The organism is Salinicola aestuarinus, from assembly GCF_003206645.1.
Taxonomy (GTDB): Bacteria; Pseudomonadota; Gammaproteobacteria; order Pseudomonadales; family Halomonadaceae; genus Salinicola; species Salinicola aestuarinus.
In genome coordinates this window covers 302153-320323 of sequence record NZ_PZJP01000001.1, presented here as the reverse complement: position 1 = coordinate 320323, position 18171 = coordinate 302153, and the positions used below count along the sequence as shown (strand labels likewise).

Genomic DNA, 18171 nt, shown 5'->3' with positions numbered 1-18171 from the left:
CGCCTCACCGGAAAGGGGAGGTGACCGCGCTGGTCTGGCGCCGATGTGACCGATGACTGACCCACAGCACGACCCCCATGACCCCGGCCACGGTCGCGGCGACCAGAAACACCAGACTGCGTGAGCCGGGAATGAATTCGGTGAAGGCGGAGAGAAACTGGCCGGTGAACAGGGCCATCGATAGATAGGCCAGATTGCGCCCGCGCACGGCGGCATGGCTCTGTTCCACGGTCATGTGATTGACCAGCGGCACCGAGAGGCCGAATCCGCTCCCCATGAGGATGGCGCCGGCGACCATCAGCGGCAGATTGGCGGCGATCGAAAACAACCCGTGGGCCACACCGTAAGCGGTGAACGCCATCAACAGGGTGTTGTACTCCCCCAGCCTTCGGATGACGCGAGGCATGATCGCGGCGGCGCCAACCGCTACCAGCGAGACGAAGGAGAGAAAGTAACCGGTCTCGGACTCTCCGAGGCCCAACGCGTGGAGTTGATAGGGCAAGACGATGACCGCGGTGAAGAACACGATCATCGAGCCGCAAGCGGCGGCATAGATGCGCCTGATGGCGTTGCTGGGCGGACGCCGGGTTTCTTCATCGTCGTCCGGGTCTTTCCGAGTGGGGGGCACCGGCACATACAGCCACACCAACACCAGCATCAGCCAGGCGAAGAGATAGAGCGCAAAGGGCCAGAACCACGCCAACCCGGCGAGAACGCCACCCAGGCTCAGGAAAACCACGCCGCCCAGCTCGATGCTCATGCCTTGTTTGGCAATCATCTTCAGCCGGGCATCGCCGTCATGGAATGACGAGATCAGCCCCGTTCCCGCCGCCATGACGATCGCCGTGGCACCACCGAGCAGCAAGCGGTCGGTAAAGACCATCACCACACCGTGCAGAAAAGCGCCCGCCGCGCCCAGCAGCCCATAGAGAAACAGGCCGATGCAGAGCGCGCGGTATAGCCCCTTGCGCTGGATCAGCTTGCCGGCCAGTGTACCGAAGATCACTACACCCAGCGACGGAAGGGTCACCAGCCAGCTGGCGGCGTGCGGAACGCCGAGTCGGCGGGCGATGTCCGGTAGCCCCGGCACGATGACGCAACCGACCATGATGGTCAGGCAGGCCACCAGCAGCAGTGTGAAATTGCCCAGGCGAGAAATGTCAGATTGTCCGCTCATCGGTACGCTGTTCCACCAGTAGGAATGGTGTCAGGCTGGTCGGCAACCGATATCCTGTCAAGCTGAAGCCCGGCTGGGGCTGGCGATAACGCAGAAATCGGCGGGGAGAGGGCATGACCGAGGCGAGGGTAAGTGACGGCGGGGGCAAGCAGGTGGTGGCGCGTGCCGCTGCGATTCTCAATGCCCTGGAAGGGCAACCGCAGGGCATGAGTCTGGGGGGGATCGCGAAGGTGACAGGATTGCCGCGAACCACCGTGCATCGGCTGGTCGTCTCGCTCGAGGCGCAGCAGCTGGTATTGAGTTCTGCCGAGGGGGTCAGGCTGGGACCCGCGCTGGCCCGGTTGGCGGCGGCGGCGCATGTCGATATCGCGCAGATCGCGAGGCCGTTCGTCGAGGCATTGGGGCGGCGCACCCGCGAGACCGTGGACCTCAGCGTCTATCGCGGTCTCCATGCGGTCTCGGTGGATCAGTATCCGTCGGATCAGGAGCTGCGGGTCGTCTCGCCGATTGGTACGGCCTTCCCGATTCACTGTACCGCCCATGGCAAGGCACTGCTGGCCTCGCTCCCCCCTGAGGAGCTCGAGCCACTGCTCGCGGATGCCAGGCTGGACGCGCGAACCGGTCAGACGCTGACCGCGCGTGAGACGCTCGACAAGGACCTGGAAAGTGCTCGCATCGCAGGCATCGCCGCCGATCGGGAGGAGCATGCCGAGGGCGTGTGTGGACTGGGCGTGACATTACGCACCGGCGCGGGAGCGCGTTATGCGCTCTCACTGGCCGTGCCAGCACAACGCTTCGACCGCCAGCGCACGACCCTGGAAGCGGCTCTGCGTCAGTGCCAGGCCGAGATCGAAGCCAGGGTGGGGGGCGTTTAAAGAGGGGGCGTCAACGCCAATCGGCCTGCAAGCCAGCAGAAGGGGAGAGACAATCGCCCCCAACGGACGAGGCCGCTGGGGGCGATTGCCGACGGGAAAGTCGGCGTTACCAGTTGTAGCTGACTTTCGCGCGAACCTCGCGGCCCGGGTTGTAGTAGTTGGCTGTGCCCGTGCCGACGACGTGCTGTTCATCGAAGATGTTGCTGACATTGACCGTGAAATCGGTGTTCTGAACGATCCGGTAATCGAAGGCCGCATCGAACAGCGTGGCCGAGTCACTTTTCGAGGTGTTAGCGGCGTCGTAGTAGTAGCCATCGGTGTAGCGAGCGCCAAGGCCGATGCTCATGTCCTCACCGGGTAGCGTGTAATAGCCCCACAGCTTGGCGGTGTGTTTAGGGGCCGTCTGGAGCGCGTTGCCCTTGATCGAGGTGCCATCCCGGAGCGTCCCCTTTTCGACTTCCGCATCCAGATAGGAGTAGCCACCGACGAGGCTCAGGTTGTCGGTCAGCTCCGCCTTGGCCTCCAGGTCGAGACCGCGCGCGCGCGATTCGCCGACAGTCTGCTGATCGATGGCGCCGTTGTCCTGGACGACGGCAATCGTCACATCGTCTCTTTCGAGGTTGTACACCGCCGCCGAGAACTGGGCGTTCATCCCGTCGGGCGAGTACTTCACGCCAATCTCCTGCTGCTCTCCGCGTTCTGGCGTGACACCGACTTCCGGCGGTGCGACCGACTCGACGTAGCTGACGTAGGTGGAGAGTTCGTCGTTGACGATATAGGTCAGGGCACCGCGGAAGGTGGTTTCCGAGAAATCGTCGCTGTCATCGAACCGGTCACCGTAGGATGCTCCCTCGCTGGAGAGGTCCATCGCGTCATTGCGCACCCCGGCGCTCAGCACGAAGCGATCATAGAAGGAGAGGTTCTGGGTCAGGAACACCGAACGGGTTTTGAAATCCTGATGCTCGTACCGGTAGATCGTCAGCTCGTCGGGACCGCCGGTATAGGTGGGGTTAGCGATGTCGATCGGCGTCGCATTCCCGTAGATCGACTGCGTATCGGTCGATGCGTCGCGGTACTCGACACCGCCCAGGGTGCTGCTGTCGATCTCGCCGACGCTGTTGTCGTACTGAAGGATCGTATTGCCGATGAACTCGTGAGCCTCGGTATCGGTACCGAAGTAGTCGCGGTTCACGACCGTGCCGGTGCGCGCAGCAACATCGTTGATATAGACGTACTGGAAGTTGTCTTCCAGATCGCTGTAGCGCAGGTTGGCGCGCAGCGTCAGGCCGTTGTCGAAGTCGTGGCGAAGCTGGCCGGTGACGCTGGTGCGGTCGACATCCTGGTCGTTGAAACCGGGCTCTCCGAAGAAGTCGTCGCGGTCGTACTCTTTGTCGAGCGGATAGCCGCCGCTGTTGGGCGTGTTGTCTCGACTGAGATAATCCACGATCAGCGTCGCCGTGGTCTGATCCGTGGGCTCCCAGGTCAGTCCCCCCATCAGCAGCCCGCTGTTGTCCTTCGAGCGATCGTACTCGCGGTCGCTGTCCTGAATCTTGCCGGTCAAGCGATAGGCGAGCGTCTGGCCCGAGTCCACGACGTCACCGACGTCGAGGCCGGCTTCCTTATGATCGAACGAGCCGTAGGAGAGGAAGCCGTTGCCGAATCGTTCGAACCGCGGACGTTTGCTGACGAAGTTGACCGAGCCGCCGGGATCGGCAGGGCCGAACAGCGTGGAGTTCGACCCACGCAGCACCTCGACACGCTCGTAGGCATAGGGATCTTCGCGCACGCCACGCATGGAGCCGAGCGTCATGCCATCGCGATACGTGGTCGCATCGAAGCCGCGAATCTGAAAGTAGTCATTGCGGTCATCGGAGCCGTAGTAGCCGGAGACAACGCCGGGTGTGTACTGCAGCACTTCCTCGGTCGTCTGGGCGGCGCGCTGTTCGATCTCTTTCTGGGTAATCACCGAGACGGAGGCGGGGGTGTCCTGAAGGCTCGTGGCGACTTTCCCACCGACCGACAGTTCACGTGCCACAACGGTATCAGCATCGTTATCGGCGGGTGCCTGAGCGTTGACGATGACCGGGGATAGACGGTATTTGCCGTCATCGCTCTCCGTCTGCTGGGCATGACTGGTAGCGGGAAGGGTGAATAGTGCTGAGCCAACGAGAATCGCCGTCGTGGTGTGGTGCCACCCGGTCGAATTCTCGCGACTCATGATCGGGCGATTGCGACCGCTCATCATGATGTTCCCCAAAGTGATTGATCCCTTGTCATCTAACCCGCGGTTTGTTGTGGGCGGGCGCAGGGATTATCCGCAGGGGGGAGTGGTCAGTCAATAATGATAATTTTTCTCAGTTGCATTCGCATTTGTAGCCAGATTGACGCGGGCCGGTCGAGCGATGGGTTTATCGACGCCAGCGCGTGTTGAAACGACGAAAGACGTCAAATCGCTTACGCCAATGGGGGCCGGAGACGCCGATTTGTCGCGCGAAAATGACGTGAGTCATGACCAGAGATATAACCCGAGGGACTGAAAACCTCGTACTGCTCGACGCTCTCCCCGTGTTGCCGGCAGTGGCTTCCCAGGCTTCTTCTCTTGCCTGAATTTATGGAACAACTTGCTGATCATTGCCCTTCGCTGCCGCATTCGACTTCAGCGTCAGGCGACAATCCTGTCTGCCGCCTATCCCCGCGTGCCTCCCGGCTATCAGACCTTGTTCTCAGCGCGCGGTCGCATCGGTGGTCATGGCCGCGACCTGCGCCTGGCGGATCCGGTCGTTGAGCACGGCCTCGTGGGTGGCGTCATCGACATCGTGTCGTTGCTCGGGATAGAGCCCCAGGCGCTCGAATAAACGCTTGTCGTGAGCAGCCTGAGGATTCTGCGCGGTCAACAGCCGCTCTCCGTAAAAGATCGAGTTGGCGCCGGCGAAGAAGGCCATGGCCTGGGTCTCATCGCTCATCAGCTCGCGGCCGGCCGCCATGCGCACGTGAGAGGCGGGCATCAGAATGCGGGCAGTGGCGATCGTTCGAATGAAATCGATCGGGTCGAGATCCTCGACGTTCTCGAGCGGCGTGCCCTGAACGCGGATCAACATGTTGATCGGCACGCTCTCGGGATGGGTGGGCAGGTTGGCGAGCTGCTGCAGAAGGCCGGCGCGGTCGTTGATACTCTCGCCCATGCCCAGAATGCCGCCGGAGCAGATCTTCATGCCGGACTGGCGGACGTGATCCAGCGTCTCGAGCCGGTCGGCGTAGGTGCGGGTGGTGATGATCTCGCCGTAGTATTCCGGTGAGGTGTCCAGATTGTGGTTGTAGTAATCCAGCCCGGCCGCCTCCAGCGCTTCGGCCTGATCGCGGGTCAGCATGCCCAGCGTCATGCAGGTCTCGAGTCCCATGGCGCGCACGCCGCGTACCATCTCCAGCACGTACGGCATGTCCTTCGCCCGCGGGTTCTTCCAGGCCGCGCCCATACAGAAACGGCTGGCCCCCACCGTCTTCGCGCGGCGCGCCTCTTCCAGCACTGCCTCCACCTGCATTAGTTTTTCGCGCCTAAGCCCAGTGTTGTAGTGGCCGGACTGCGGGCAGTACTTGCAGTCTTCGGGGCAGGCGCCGGTCTTGATCGATAGCAGTGTGGAGATCTGGACAGCGTTGGGATCGAAGTGTTGGCGGTGCACGCTCTGCGCCCGAAACAGCAACTCGTTGAGCGGCAATGTCAGTAGTGCCTCGATCTCGTGGCGCTGCCAGTCGTGACGTAACGGCTCCTGAGTGGCGACGTCGTATCGAAAGCCGGTCATTAACTGTTAACTCCATGGTGTCGAAAAAGATAACAGTGACTCTGCCAGTGTTTATGGTCAACTTCAAAAATCTTATTAGGTTGACAGTTGGATCGGTATCGACACCGACACCAGTTTTCATCGAAGGGGTGGGCCTTTCGCGGTGACGATATGGCAGTTCGCTGAGTGAGAGCTACGCTAAATTGTTAGCCAGACGGTGGGAGCCTAATGAAAATTAAACCACTGCCGATAGAATGATGACCATCACTCCACCGAGCAGTCGCGTGCGATCCCTCTTTCTCAATGCCAGGCAGGCGGTCCCATGATCGAGAAGATCAAGAAATTATGGTCGCCGGGTATGAAGGGAAATCCGTTCCGATTGCGTCGCCAGATCGCGCTTTCTAATCAGGTGGGGCTCTTCGGCGCCGTCGCCACGATTCCCTATCAGTTGTTCTATTTTTTTTACGACTTTTCCGTGTATGGCGGCGTTTTTCTGGCCAATATCGGCTTCATGACGGGCTACTTGTCGGTGCTGTTGTTCAATCATCGACGACGGCACAGCGCGGCCAGCAACGTGCTGCTCGCGGTGGGGGGGAGCCAGCTTTTCGTGGTCACCGCCTTGATCGGCACCGAGGCTGGCGTGAATCTGTTCTATTTTGCGCTGGCTTCCGTGCTGGTTTTCCTTTACCAGCACCTGCGCGGGCGCGTCTATGCACTCATCATGGCGCTGTTTGGCGGCCAGTATATCGGCTCGCATTATCTCTTCACCCGGGATGTCGTGATCGCTCCGGTGCCCTCGCCGTGGGTCGACATCATGTACGCGGGTAGTGTGGTCGGCGTCATGATGCTGTCAGGGTTCATGCTTTATCTTTTTCGCCAGCAGATCGACCACGCCGAAGACGAGCTGACGCTGAGCAATCAGTATCTCGAGACGCTAAGCAATACCGACGCGCTGACCGGGCTGGCCAATCGCCGGGCGCTGGATGCGGCACTGGAGCGCGAATGGTCGCGCCTCTCGCGGGTGTCCGGTGGACTGGCCGTGGTCATGTGTGACGTCGACCATTTCAAGCGGTTCAACGATCGCTATGGCCATGATGGCGGTGACCGCTGTCTGCAGAAGATCACGCAGGCATTGAAGAGTGTGCTCAGCCGGCCCGCCGATCTGGCGGTGCGCTATGGCGGGGAAGAGTTCGCGCTGGTGTTGCCCAGTACGACCGAGGCGGGGGCCAGGCTGTTGGGAGAGCGGCTGCGTGAAGCGATCGAGCGGTTGCGAATTCCCAATGAAGCCGTTGGCGAGGGCGCCTATGTCACGGTTAGCGTCGGCGTGTCGAGCATTGACACTGTGTTCCCCGATTTCGGCACCTACGGCATCGAACGGTTACTCAAATGCGCCGATCAGGCGCTATATCGGGCAAAAGCGAATGGGCGGAATCGTACGGTCTACTTCGGCTACGGCGACTCGCGCCCTGCCGATGGCAGTGAGTCCTGATCTGGCGCGGATGTGGGCACTGCCCGGTCGCAAAGGAGAGGCCGACGTCATGGCGTCGGTGGCGTGATGACGATTCGGCCATGATTGACGATCGCCGACGGCAGGCAAAAGATGTCTGTCTCCCTGTCGATGTGGTGGAAAAGCCCCAACATGACGCTCACCGTTTCTCAGGTCCGACCCAGCGACGAGACAACGTTTCTCGACGCCGTCCTACGCAGTCGAGCGCTGTTCCGCGACTGGGTCGACCCGCCGGACAGTCCGCAGCGCTTCGCCGCGCACCTGGTGAGATACGCGGCGGATAACCGTTTCAGCTACCTCGCCCGCAATGAGCGCGATCAGCTCATCGGCTGTATCAACCTCAACGATATCGTCCGCGGGGCTTCTCAGTCGGCCTCTCTGGGGTACTACGCTTTCACACCGCATAGCGGCCAGGGCCTGATGAAACAGGCAATGGCGCGGGTGATCGACAGGGCGTTCGGTCTACACGGTCTGCATCGGCTGGAGGCCAATATCCAGCCCGACAACCGCGCCTCGGCGGGACTGGTGCGTTCGGTCGGCTTCCGGCTCGAGGGCCACTCCCCGCGCTATTTGAAGATCGCCGGCGACTGGCGCGACCACGACCGTTACGCCCTCACCGCAGAAGAGTGGTAGCGGCGTTATGCCAAGGACGGGGCCGCCGAGTGAAACGACGCCAATGACGCAGCGCGGGGCGGTGCGCCGGCGCCTGGATCTGCAGGCCGGGGCGCTGATGGTCCTGTTCTGCCTGGCATTCGGTTTTCAGCAGGTCGCCATGAAAGCCGTTGCCGCGGATATGTCCCCGCTGGTGCAGGTTGCGCTCCGTTCCTCTGTCGCCGCGCTACTGGTCGTGATGCTTGCCCACCGGCAGGGCATTCGGTGGGACGACATGCGGGCACATGTCCGCCCCGGCGTTCTGGTGGGGCTGGGGTTCGTGGCAGAGTTCGTCTTCGTGGCGCGCGGGCTCGACTATACGCTGGCCTCGCACATGTCAGTATTTCTCTATACGGCGCCGATCTTCGCCGCCCTGGGGCTGCACTTTCAGGTGCCGGGAGAGCAACTCTCGCGGCGCCAGTGGCTCGGTGTTGCCCTGGCCTTCGGCGGCATGGCATTCGCGATGGCCCCGTCGACTGACGTCGATAACGCCGGCGACCTTCTGATCGGCGATTGTCTGGGACTTCTGGCCGGTCTCTCCTGGGCCGCGACCACGCTGGTGATACGCCGTTCGTCGCTGTCCGACGCGCCGCCTGTGCAGACGCTCTGCTATCAGCTCTGCGTTGCCGGCCTGCTGCTGCTGCCCGCCAGCGCCCTGCTGGGCGATCTCGGGCGTGCCCAGATCACCGGCGTCGCGATCGCCAGTCTTGCCTTTCAGACGCTGGTCATCTCTTTCGCGGCGCTACTGCTCTGGTTTGCGCTGCTGCGACGCTACTTCGCTTCTCAACTGGGCATCTTCTCGTTTCTGTCGCCGGTATTTGGCGTGCTGTTCGGGGCGATGGTACTGGGCGAGCCGATCACGGCCAGCTTTCTCGTGGGTGGGGCGCTGCTGCTGGCTGGATTGCTGGTGGTGACGCGATAAGAGAGTGACTACGTGTAGGCTCCCTGATGATCGTCCAGCCGGGTCAGGCACGTCACGACACCCCTTCCGTATTCTGCAGTCGCATCACCAGCTTGTGCGCCTGGCCATCTAGCGCGACGCGTGCCTCGCCGGTGTTCTCAAGCGTCTGGCCATCCAGTGTGACGCCTGAAGGCTCGCCGGCTTCGGCCCGTTCGATGCGGATCTCCACGCGGCCGCCCTCCAGCTCGACGGTGGCGGCATAGCCCGGCCAGTCATCGGGGATGACGGGGGCGACGATGAGCTCCCGACCTTCGCGGCGAATCCCCAGGATGCCGCGCACACCGGCCTGGTAGAACCAGCCGCCGGAACCGGTGTACCAGGTCCAGCCGCCGTGGCCGACGTTGGGCGGTTCGGAGTAGACGTCGGCGGCGATCACGTAGGGTTCGACGCGGTAGCGCTCGACTGCCTCAGGCGTGAGGGCATGATTGACCGGGTTGACCATCGCGAAGAGCGCGTGCGCCCGCTCGGCCTGGCCCAGCTTGGCCAGCGCAAGAATCGTCCAGGTGGCGGCGTGGGTGTACTGCCCGCCGTTCTCGCGCAGTCCCGGCGGGTAGCCCTTGATGTAGCCGGGCTCCTGCTCGCTTTTGTCGAAGGGCGGCGTGAACAGCAGCGCCAGACCATCCTCTTCGCGGATCAGATGCTCGGCGACTGAGTCCATGGCGCGGGCGGCGCGCTCGGGGTCGGCGCGCTCGGAGAGCACCGACCACGACTGGGCGATGGCATCGATGCGGCACTCAACGCTTGCCTTCGAGCCCATCCAGTCGCCGTTGTCGAAGGTGGCGCGGCGATACCAGTCGCCATCCCAGGCGTGGGTCTCGAGCGCGTCTCGTAACGCCTCGGCGCGGTCTCGCCAGCGGTCTGCGCGTGCCGGGTCGCGCTGGCTGATCAGCGGGTCGAACAGCGTCAGCGTGCGCAGTAGCATCCAGCCCAGCCAGACGCTCTCGCCCTGCCCGCCTTCGCCCACCCGGTTGAAGCCATCGTTCCAGTCGCCGGTGCCGATCAGCGGCAGGCCGTGTTCGCCGAACTGCTCGAGCGCCTGATCCAGGGCGCGCACGCAGTGCTCTAACAGCGGCGCGGTCTCGTCCGCCGGTGAGGGCTGGGAGAACTCGTCGTGGGCGCCGGCGGCGAGTTTCGGCGCTTCCAGAAAGCCCACCGGCTCGTCGAGCACCGCTTCGTCGTCGGCGGCCTGGACGTAGGTGGCAGCGGCGAAGGCGAGCCATACCCGGTCGTCGGCGATGCGCGTACGCACGCCCTGTCCGGAGTGCGGCAGCCACCAGTGCTGCACGTCGCCCTCGACGAACTGGCGGCCGGCGGCGCGCAGCAGATGGTGGCGGGTGAGCTCCGGCAGGGCAAAGGTCAGCGCCATGCCGTCCTGGAGCTGATCGCGAAAGCCGTAGGCGCCGCTTGCCTGATAGAACGCCGAGCGGGCCGTGACCCGGCAGGCAAGCGTCTGATAGGTGAGCCAGCCGTTGAGCATCACGTCCATGGCTCGGTCCGGGGTACGCACCTGCAGCGAGGCATGCAGCTCGCGCCAGTAGTGCTCGACGCTCTCGAGTTCGGCGGCCAGATCCGCCTCGCGGTAGCGCTGGATGAGCGCCCGCGCCGTCTCGGCGTCGCTTGCCTGACCCAGAAAGGCGTCGAGTGTCACCGATTCGTTGGGCGCAAGCGTCAGCGTGCACTGCAGAACGGTGGCCGGGTCGCGGCCGATGCCGGCCCATCCGCTGAGCGGCCGACGGCGGGTCAACGCCTCCGGGGCGGCGAGTGAGCCCGTCCCCAGGAACTCGCGGCGATCCGTAGTCCACTGCTGGGCCCGACCGCCAAGGTCGACGAAGCCGACCCGATTGGGGAACGCCATGTTCCACGGATTGCGCATCAGCAGCGCGCCGGTATCGGCGTCGTGCGCCGGTGTCAGATAGAGGGCGGTCTTGGCCCTTGAGTTCCCCATGACCCAGTTGGCGTAGTAAGTGACGATCAGGTGTCGTGGCGCGTCACTGCGGTTGGTCAGCGTGAGCCGGGAGACTTTGATCGGGTCCTCCCTGGGCACGAACTGCAGCAGCGAGAGCGACAGCGTCGCCGTATCGTGGTCGAAGCGACTGTAGCCGAAGCCGTGACGCGCGACATAGCGACCGCGCTCGCCCGGCGTCCGGCACGGCGCCGCGGTGGCGGTGGTGATGGCGCCGCTATCGGCATCCTGGACGTAGATCACCTCGCCCGCCGGGTCGCTCACCGGGTCGTTGGACCAGGGCGTGAGCTGGTTGTCGCGGCTGTTGTCCGCCCACACGTAGCCGCTGCCCTCGGCGGAGACCTGGAAGCCGAAGCCCGGGTTGGCGATGACGTTGATCCACGGCTGCGGCGTGGTGGCGCCGTCATCGAGCACGCAGACGTACTCTCGCCCGTCACGGGCAAAGCCGCCGATACCGTTGAAGAACTCGAGGTCTTCCACCGGGGGACCATCGATCGCTGCGTCGCTGAGAGCGGTCTCTTGGGGCGCGTGCTGGGCCGGTGCCTGTCGAGCCGCGTCTCGTGGATTCGAGGCGTGCGGGTCCGAGGCCCCCGCAAGGGGCCTGCCCCCGGCGTCGGCTGGCGACGTCGTCTCTGGGCGACCATCGCTCCTGGGGTTCGCTCGGGGGCTCTCTTTGGCGTCCTCTTTCGCGCTCGTCTTGATGCCCAGCCGGGCCCCGATCTTGATGCCGTTCTTTCCGTTCGTCAGGGCTCCCGTCCTGCCGTCGGGCGTCCGGCGGCCCTTGTGATCCAGAGGTGCCAGCGGGCGAGCGTCGCGGCGACTCTCCATGGGCGGTTCGCCGTCGACATCGAGCAGCGCGGTGAGCTGTCGATGCAGCGGGCCCTTGTGCGCCTTGAGCACCACACGCGCCACTGACAGTACCAGCGCATGGGCGGCGGGACTCAACTGGTGCCCGCGCAGGACGATCACCGAGCCCTGCGGCGGCTGGCTGCTCGGCTGCGGCGGCGAGAGATTGGTGCGCACGGCGGTGTCGATCGCATCCTGCAGCTCCTGGAGATAGGAGTGCGAACGCTCATTGAGAATGACCAGATCGACGCCCAGCCCCTTCGCTCGCCAGTACTCCTGAGCGCGCAGCAGCGTGTTCACCCAGCCGACCTCCTCGGTATCGGCGATGCGCAGGACCACCAGCGGCAGATCGCCGGAGATCCCCATTGGCCAGAGGTCGGACTGCATCGACAGACCGCGCGCCAGCGTCTCTTCGCCGGCGCGAAACCGTGCGTCGTGATAGAGGATCGGGGCGGCGAGGCGCTGGAAGTCCGAGGCCTCGTCGAGGGTGATGTCGAGATGGCGAAGTTGCACCTGGGCCTGGGTCCAGGCCAACGTCCTGGCGCGCTCGAAGGCGCCGGCATCCTGATGGCGGTCGATCAGTGCCAGCAGGTTGTCGCGGCTGTCGGCGGCGACGGTCCAGAAATCGACGTGGGCGGCATGGTTGGGCGCAATCCGCACCACGTAGCGCAGCGCAAAGACCGGATCGAGCACCGCGCCGACGCGGCGTGACAGCGGTGGCATGCCCTGGTTCTCGCCAGCCGGCATGAGCGCGACGGCATTCTGAAGATTGCGGCCACGACCCAGGAAACGTGCGCGATCGGTCTCGAACTGAAAGTCGCGGCGCGTCGATGCCGCCGCGCCGGACGATGACGGGATCGTCGATGTGCCCTCGGCGTCGCGCTCCTCGCGTTCATCGACGCGCTCGGTGCCCGCGTCGATCAGCGCGAAATGTCCCACCCAGATGGGTGTCTCGGTGGGGTCGCGATGGCGTCGTGTCGCCGTCAGCGCCTGATACGCCTCGAGGGTATCGGTCTCGACGAACATCTTGGCGAAGGCCGGGTGAGCGTCGTCTGCCGGCGGCGTGGTCAGCACCAGCTCGGCGTAGGAAGTCAGCTCGATCGTGGCCGGCTGGTCGGTGTTGTTGGTGATCGTCACCCGGCGCACTTCGCCGTCCTCTTCGCCGGAGACCAGCACGTCGAGCGCCGTGGTGAACGCCGGGGTGTTGCGCACATAACGCGCATGATCCTCGGCGAAATCGACGCTGTAGGTGGCATCGTCGACTTCCCCCGGCGTCGGCAGACGTCGTCCGCCCGCGGCCCAGCGCTGGCCGCTCTCGCGGTGATACAGACCGATGGTGCTCCCCCAGTCGGAGGTCGCCGGGTCCTCGCGCCAGCGAGTAATGGCAAGCGTGCCCCAGCGGCTGAAGCCAGTCCCGTCCGCTGTCAGCATCACCGAGTAGCGGCCGTTGGAGAGCAGGTGGGTCAGCGGCTGCGCCAGCGGCACGCCGGTCAGGCTGCGAACCGCGGCTTCAGCGGTGGCGGGTTCGGCCACGACCACCGGCTCGGCGTCGTTGGGCGAGGGGAGTGTCGCCACTTCGCGGGGGAGCCGCTCGTGGAGCAGCAGCTCACTGGCCTGGATCATAGGTTCGGCGTGAAAGTGCGTGCGCAGCCGGCCGTCGAGCAGGGCATTGGCGATCGCCACGATCGTCATGCCCTGGTGGTGGGCCATGACGTTGCGGACCACCTCGAAACGACGATCCATCGGTAGTCGGGTTGGGGTGAAGTCGATGGCATCGAAAAAGCCGTAGCGTCCTTCGGCGCCGAGTTCGCGTAGCCGCGCGAAGTTCTCCAGCGCGGCCTGCGGGGCGACCATTGCCGCCAGCGCCGTCGCGTAGGGGGCGAGCACGAAATTGTCGGCCAGCCCCCGCTTGAGTCCCAGCGACGGCACGCCGAAGTTGGAGTACTGATAGTTGAAGTCGAGATCGCGGGCATTGTAGGCGGACTCCGAGATGCCCCAGGGTTCGCCCTTGCCGTTGGCGTAGCGCTGCTGGCATGCCACCACCAGCCGATTGGTCTGCTCGAGCAGACTGTCTCGGGGTGCGCGCATGACCAGCGACGGCATCAGATACTCGAACATCGAGCCTGACCAGGACATCAGCGCCACGCCGTCACGCTGCGGGCTCACCGCCCGGCCCAGGCGGAACCAGTGGCGAGTGGGCAGATCGCCCTTGGCGATGCCGACCAGACTCGCCAGTCGCGCTTCGGAGGCGAGCAGGTCGTAGCAGCCGTCATCCAGTCGATCCTCCCGCGGGGTATAGCCGATCGCCATGAGCTTGCGCTCGGGCACCAGCATGAACGCGAAATCCATCTCCCGGGTTAGCGTACGGGCGCGTTCGGCAAGGGCCAGCAGTCGCGCTGTCAGCGACGGCTGGCCCGCCGGTTCGGCGACGGCATCGGCCGCATGCTCGTCCAGGCAGTGCTCCAGCCGTCCCAGCCAGTAGGCGATCGGCGCGCGACGCGTCGTGTCGTCGGCCTCGTCGGCAGGCGCCTCCGATGCCAGTTTGACCCCGCCGGCGTCATCGCTGGCGGCGTGACGGGCGTCGGCCTCCCGCTGGGCTTCCTGGGTGGCGTCGGTGGCCAGCCGCTCGCGCCATGCCGTCAGACACTGACGCACGTCGGTGGCCGCACTCTCTGCCTGGGCATGATCATCGACATCGCTTTCGAGACGGGCGATCAGCGCCGTGATCTCGTCGAGCAGGTCAGCGCGCGTCGCCTGGGTAAGCGACTCGTCCTGCCCCGCGTCCTCATGGAGCAGGTGCAGCGTGTCGATCAGCCCCTCGCGGTAGTCGGGCACCCGGGGCGTCTTGACCCAGGCTTCGCAGGCGTTGGCCAGCGCGATCAGGTGGCCGGCGAGATTGCCGCTGTCCACCGCCGAGACATATCGTGGCTCCAGCGGCTCTCCGCTGGCGGTGTCGTACCAGTTGTAGAGATGGCCACGGCAGCGCTCCAGCGAATCCAGCGTGGCGAACGTCGCCTCCAGTCGCTCGACGGCGCCGCGGGTGCCGATCCAGGCGAAGTCGCGCGCGGCGACGCAGGCGAGCAGGTAGAGCCCGATATTGGTGGGCGAGGTGCGCTCGGCGATCTTCGGTTTGGGGTCGAACTGGAAGTTATCCGGCGGCAGCGCGCGGGAAGCCGGCGTGACGAACGTTTCGAAGAACTGCCAGGTGCGCCGGCCGATGTCGCGCAGCGCCCGCGCCTGAGTCGTATCGAGCTTGAGATTGTCGGTGGTGTCGGCAGGCGCGCGGCTGGTCCAGAGGGCGATCAGCGGCGCGGCGAGCCAGGCCGCGAGCAGCGGCAGCAGCAGGGGCCAGCCCGGCGTTTCGAACAGCGCGAGGATCAGCACCACAATGAGCGCGAGCAGCGCGCCGCCGGCCATGGCCCGGGCAAAGCTCGCGACGCTGAGGGTGCGGTCCTTGGCCAGCGCAGCGGCGGTGGTCCACTCGAGCAGATGCCGACGTGAGACATAGACGCGGTAGAGCGTGCGACCGATGGCGTCCAGCATCTGCCAGGTCTGGTTGGCCAGCAGCGCGACGCTCAGCAGGCAGCGACCGGTCTCCAGCTTCAGGTCACGCAAGACCGTTCGCCGGTGATGGCGCCAGTCTCCGTCGCGGTGGCGTGGTTTGAGCGCGAAGCTGATCGGCAGCAGCGCCGGGATGATCAGCGCGGCGAGGGTCAGCAGTACCGCGACCCCGGCGACCGGTGCCTGGAACGCGGCGCAGACGGCGAAGGCCGCGAACAGGCTGGGTGCGAGCAGTGTTCTCCGAAGGTTGTCGGCGACCTTCCAGCAGCCGACCGCCCCCAGCGCGCGCCGGTCGGCCCCCTTGCCTACCAGCCACGGTAGTAGCTGCCAGTCGCCGCGGGCCCAGCGATGCTGGCGGCGTGCGGCGACGTCGTAGCGCTCCGGCTCCGCTTCGACCACCTCGACGTCGGAGGCGAGTCCGGCGCGGGCGAAGATCCCCTCGAGCAGGTCGTGACTGAGCAGGCTGTTCTCCGGCACCCGTCCGGCCAGCGCCATCTCGAAGGCGTCGACGGCATAGATGCCCTTGCCCGCGAAAGACCCTTCACCGAAGAGATCTTGGTAGAGATCCGACACTGCGGCGCTGTAGACGTCGAGCCCGCCCGGCGCGGAGAAGAGCCGCTGGTAGCGGGAGCCCTGACGGCCAATGGGCAGGGACGGCGTGACGCGGGGTTGCAGAATGGCGTAGCCGTGGGTGACACGGCCCTCGGCATCGAGCACCGGCTGACTGAGCGGGTGGGCCATCTTGCCCACCAGCCGGGCGACGGTGTCCCGCGGCAGGCGGGTGTCGCTGTCGAGGGTGACCACGTAGCGGACGTCGGTGGGCACCCATGGGGTCTCCCCGTCGATGGCGACGAATGACGTGTCGGTGGCCCCGCGCAGCAGCCGGTTGAGCTCGGCGAGCTTGCCGCGCTTGCGTTCCCAGGCCATGAAATGACCCTCGCCGGCGTTGAACTGGCGCCGACGATACAGCAGTAGAAAGCGCGTGCCGGCCGGGCCGGGGCCGTGGCGGCGGTTGAGTGCGGCCACGGCGTCGCGGGCAGTGTGCAGGCGCTCGGCGTCATCCGGGCGCGTTTCGCTGGCGGCATCGACATCGTCGAGCAGCAGGGCAAAGCTCACGTCGCCATTCCTGCCGGAGAGATAGTGCACCTCCAGGCGCTCCGCGAGTTCGTGCAGTTCCTCGGCGTCACCGAGCATCGCCGGAATTGCCACCAGCGTTCTCAATGACGCCGGTACCCCTCGGGCGAGCGCGAGTCCCGGCAGCGCCTCGCCGCCGACGCCCATGCCCAGCATACGATTGACCAGCGACATTGCGATATCGTTGGCCGGCAGCACCATCAGTGTGAGCCACACCCAGGCCCAGGCCGAGATCAGCCCGGCGGCATCGAGCCCCCAGTACGCCAGCCCCAGCAGCGCGAACGTCAGAAACCAGCAGGCACCGGCGTAGCCGGCAAGGCCCATGTCCAGCACCAGCCGGCGAAGGCGCAGCGCGGGCGGGGTGCGAAAGTCGAGCTCGCGCTCGAAGTCGGTCCGGCCCTCGGCGATCAGGTAGTAGCCCGGGTCGGCAAGGCGTGTGGCCTGGGCGGGCGGCGTCATTGGCGGCGGTGCGACGGCGGCGGCATCGAGTGCTCGCTCGGCGATCCCCAGCTCGTCGTGATCGGTGCCGCGGGCGAGCTGCTCGACGGCATTGCGGTAGCGATCACGCGTGGCGAAATCCATCTCCCCGAAGCGGCTGCGTGCACGCAGGCGGCGATCGACCAGGCTGACCCGCTCGACCAGCGTCGCCCAGTCGAAGTCGGCAATGTGGCGCAGACTCGTAATGGCGTTGCGCACGCTGACATTCGAAGCCCCCTGGCGCTGGAGCGCACGCTGCACGACCACCGTGGACGTGGTTTCCCGGCGCGCCATCTGCCGCTCCAGCCAGGCCAGCGCCGGCGACCGCCCGGGATCCTGGTCGCGCAGACGCTTGGCGAGCTGGGCGAAAAAGTGGTCGGCGGCGCTACCCAGGCTGTCCGGGTCGGTCTCGGCGAGTACCCGGCTGCTGTCGGCGTCCGGCGCGAGCAGCCGCTCGCAGAGGGCGTCGGCGGCATTGCGGGCATTCCGTGCCTCGACGATCTGCTCGCCCAGGCGCCGGACGTTCTCCACCAGCACCAGACGCAGTGAGATCGCCACCGCCCACAGCTCACCGATGGTCAGCGGCTGGACGCGCTGATAGGCATCGAGAAAGCGGATCAGCGTGACGGCGTCGAAGCGGCTATCGGTGTGCGCCACGAAGGCCCAGGTCAGCCCGAAGACGCGCGGATACCCCGTGAACGGGCCGTCGGCGAGCTTGGGTAGCTGGCGGTAGTAGCCCGGCGGCAGGTCTCGGCGGATGTCGCCGGCGTGTTTTTCGACGTGATGGTAGTGATCGAGCAGCCACTCGGCGGCGGGCACGGTATCGCGCCGGTGAGCCGCGTCGACGCTCAGGCGGTGATAGATCGCTCCCAGGGCCTTGATGTTGACGCCCAGCCGTTGGTTCAGCGGCTCGACGCGTGGCGGCTGAGCGGTGATCGGCTGCGCTCTCGCCAAGCTCTCGGCGTGCTGCTCGAGCCGTTCCGGGCCGAAGAGCGCCTCTCTGACGGGGTGGGAGGTATCCCAGAATGGCCTATCCGCGGTAGAGGGGCGGCTAAAGCGCGTCCAGAGGCTCACTGATTCACCGCCATCGCGGGGGCAATAACACGGTCGGCGCCGAGGCGCGCATCCTGCAAGATAAGGTCAGGAAAACACCGGTCCATCGTCGTTCTCCTTCTCGCCGACGGCGGACGGTGCCGAATCATCGGCACGGAACGTCGAGCGAGAGTACGGTCGAAGCCCGCGC

General features: G+C 65.4%; 8 protein-coding genes. 4 read left to right on the top strand and 4 right to left on the bottom strand.

The genetic code is table 11. The features are described from left to right. Nucleotides 1-4: 4 nt before the first annotated feature. A complete protein-coding gene (locus DOM41_RS01360; RefSeq protein WP_110685045.1) occupies nucleotides 5-1177 on the bottom strand; it encodes an MFS transporter in 1173 nt (390 codons plus the stop codon). 113 nt (nucleotides 1178-1290) lie between these two features. Between DOM41_RS01360 and DOM41_RS01355 the strand changes: the two genes are divergently transcribed. Further along, nucleotides 1291-2052, top strand: coding sequence for an IclR family transcriptional regulator (locus DOM41_RS01355; protein WP_110685044.1), 762 nt, complete (start codon nucleotides 1291-1293; stop codon nucleotides 2050-2052). Nucleotides 2053-2158: 106 nt separating this feature from the next. Here DOM41_RS01355 and DOM41_RS01350 read toward each other — a convergent pair whose 3' ends face one another. Next, nucleotides 2159-4294 carry a TonB-dependent siderophore receptor gene (locus tag DOM41_RS01350; protein ID WP_110685043.1) on the bottom strand — a complete coding sequence of 712 codons (2136 nt, stop codon included), beginning with the start codon at nucleotides 4292-4294 and terminating at the stop codon, nucleotides 2159-2161. A gap of 481 nt (nucleotides 4295-4775) precedes the next feature. Next, on the bottom strand, nucleotides 4776-5849 hold the full coding sequence (gene bioB, locus DOM41_RS01345; protein ID WP_110685042.1) for a biotin synthase BioB: 1074 nt from the start codon (nucleotides 5847-5849) through the stop codon (nucleotides 4776-4778). A 301-nt stretch (nucleotides 5850-6150) separates the two neighbouring features. Here bioB and DOM41_RS01340 point away from each other — a divergent pair, with 301 nt between their 5' ends. The 3 genes from DOM41_RS01340 to DOM41_RS01330 all read left to right on the top strand — a co-directional run bounded on the left by DOM41_RS01340 (nucleotide 6151) and on the right by DOM41_RS01330 (nucleotide 8908). Further along, nucleotides 6151-7317 (top strand): diguanylate cyclase, encoded by a 1167-nt coding sequence (locus DOM41_RS01340; RefSeq protein ID WP_110685041.1) that lies wholly within the window; start codon nucleotides 6151-6153, stop codon nucleotides 7315-7317. 111 nt (nucleotides 7318-7428) lie between these two features. Next, entirely contained in the window at nucleotides 7429-7968 is a 540-nt protein-coding gene (locus DOM41_RS01335; protein ID WP_245391693.1) for a GNAT family N-acetyltransferase, read from the top strand. A 43-nt stretch (nucleotides 7969-8011) separates the two neighbouring features. After that, on the top strand, nucleotides 8012-8908 hold the full coding sequence (locus tag DOM41_RS01330) for a DMT family transporter (protein ID WP_110685039.1): 897 nt from the start codon (nucleotides 8012-8014) through the stop codon (nucleotides 8906-8908). Nucleotides 8909-8960: 52 nt separating this feature from the next. On the opposite strand, the gene DOM41_RS01325 is transcribed toward DOM41_RS01330, so the two are convergent. Continuing rightward, nucleotides 8961-18002, bottom strand: a complete 9042-nt coding sequence (locus DOM41_RS01325; RefSeq protein ID WP_157956808.1) for a GH36-type glycosyl hydrolase domain-containing protein — start codon at nucleotides 18000-18002, stop codon at nucleotides 8961-8963. Between the last annotated feature and the right edge of the window lie 169 nt (nucleotides 18003-18171).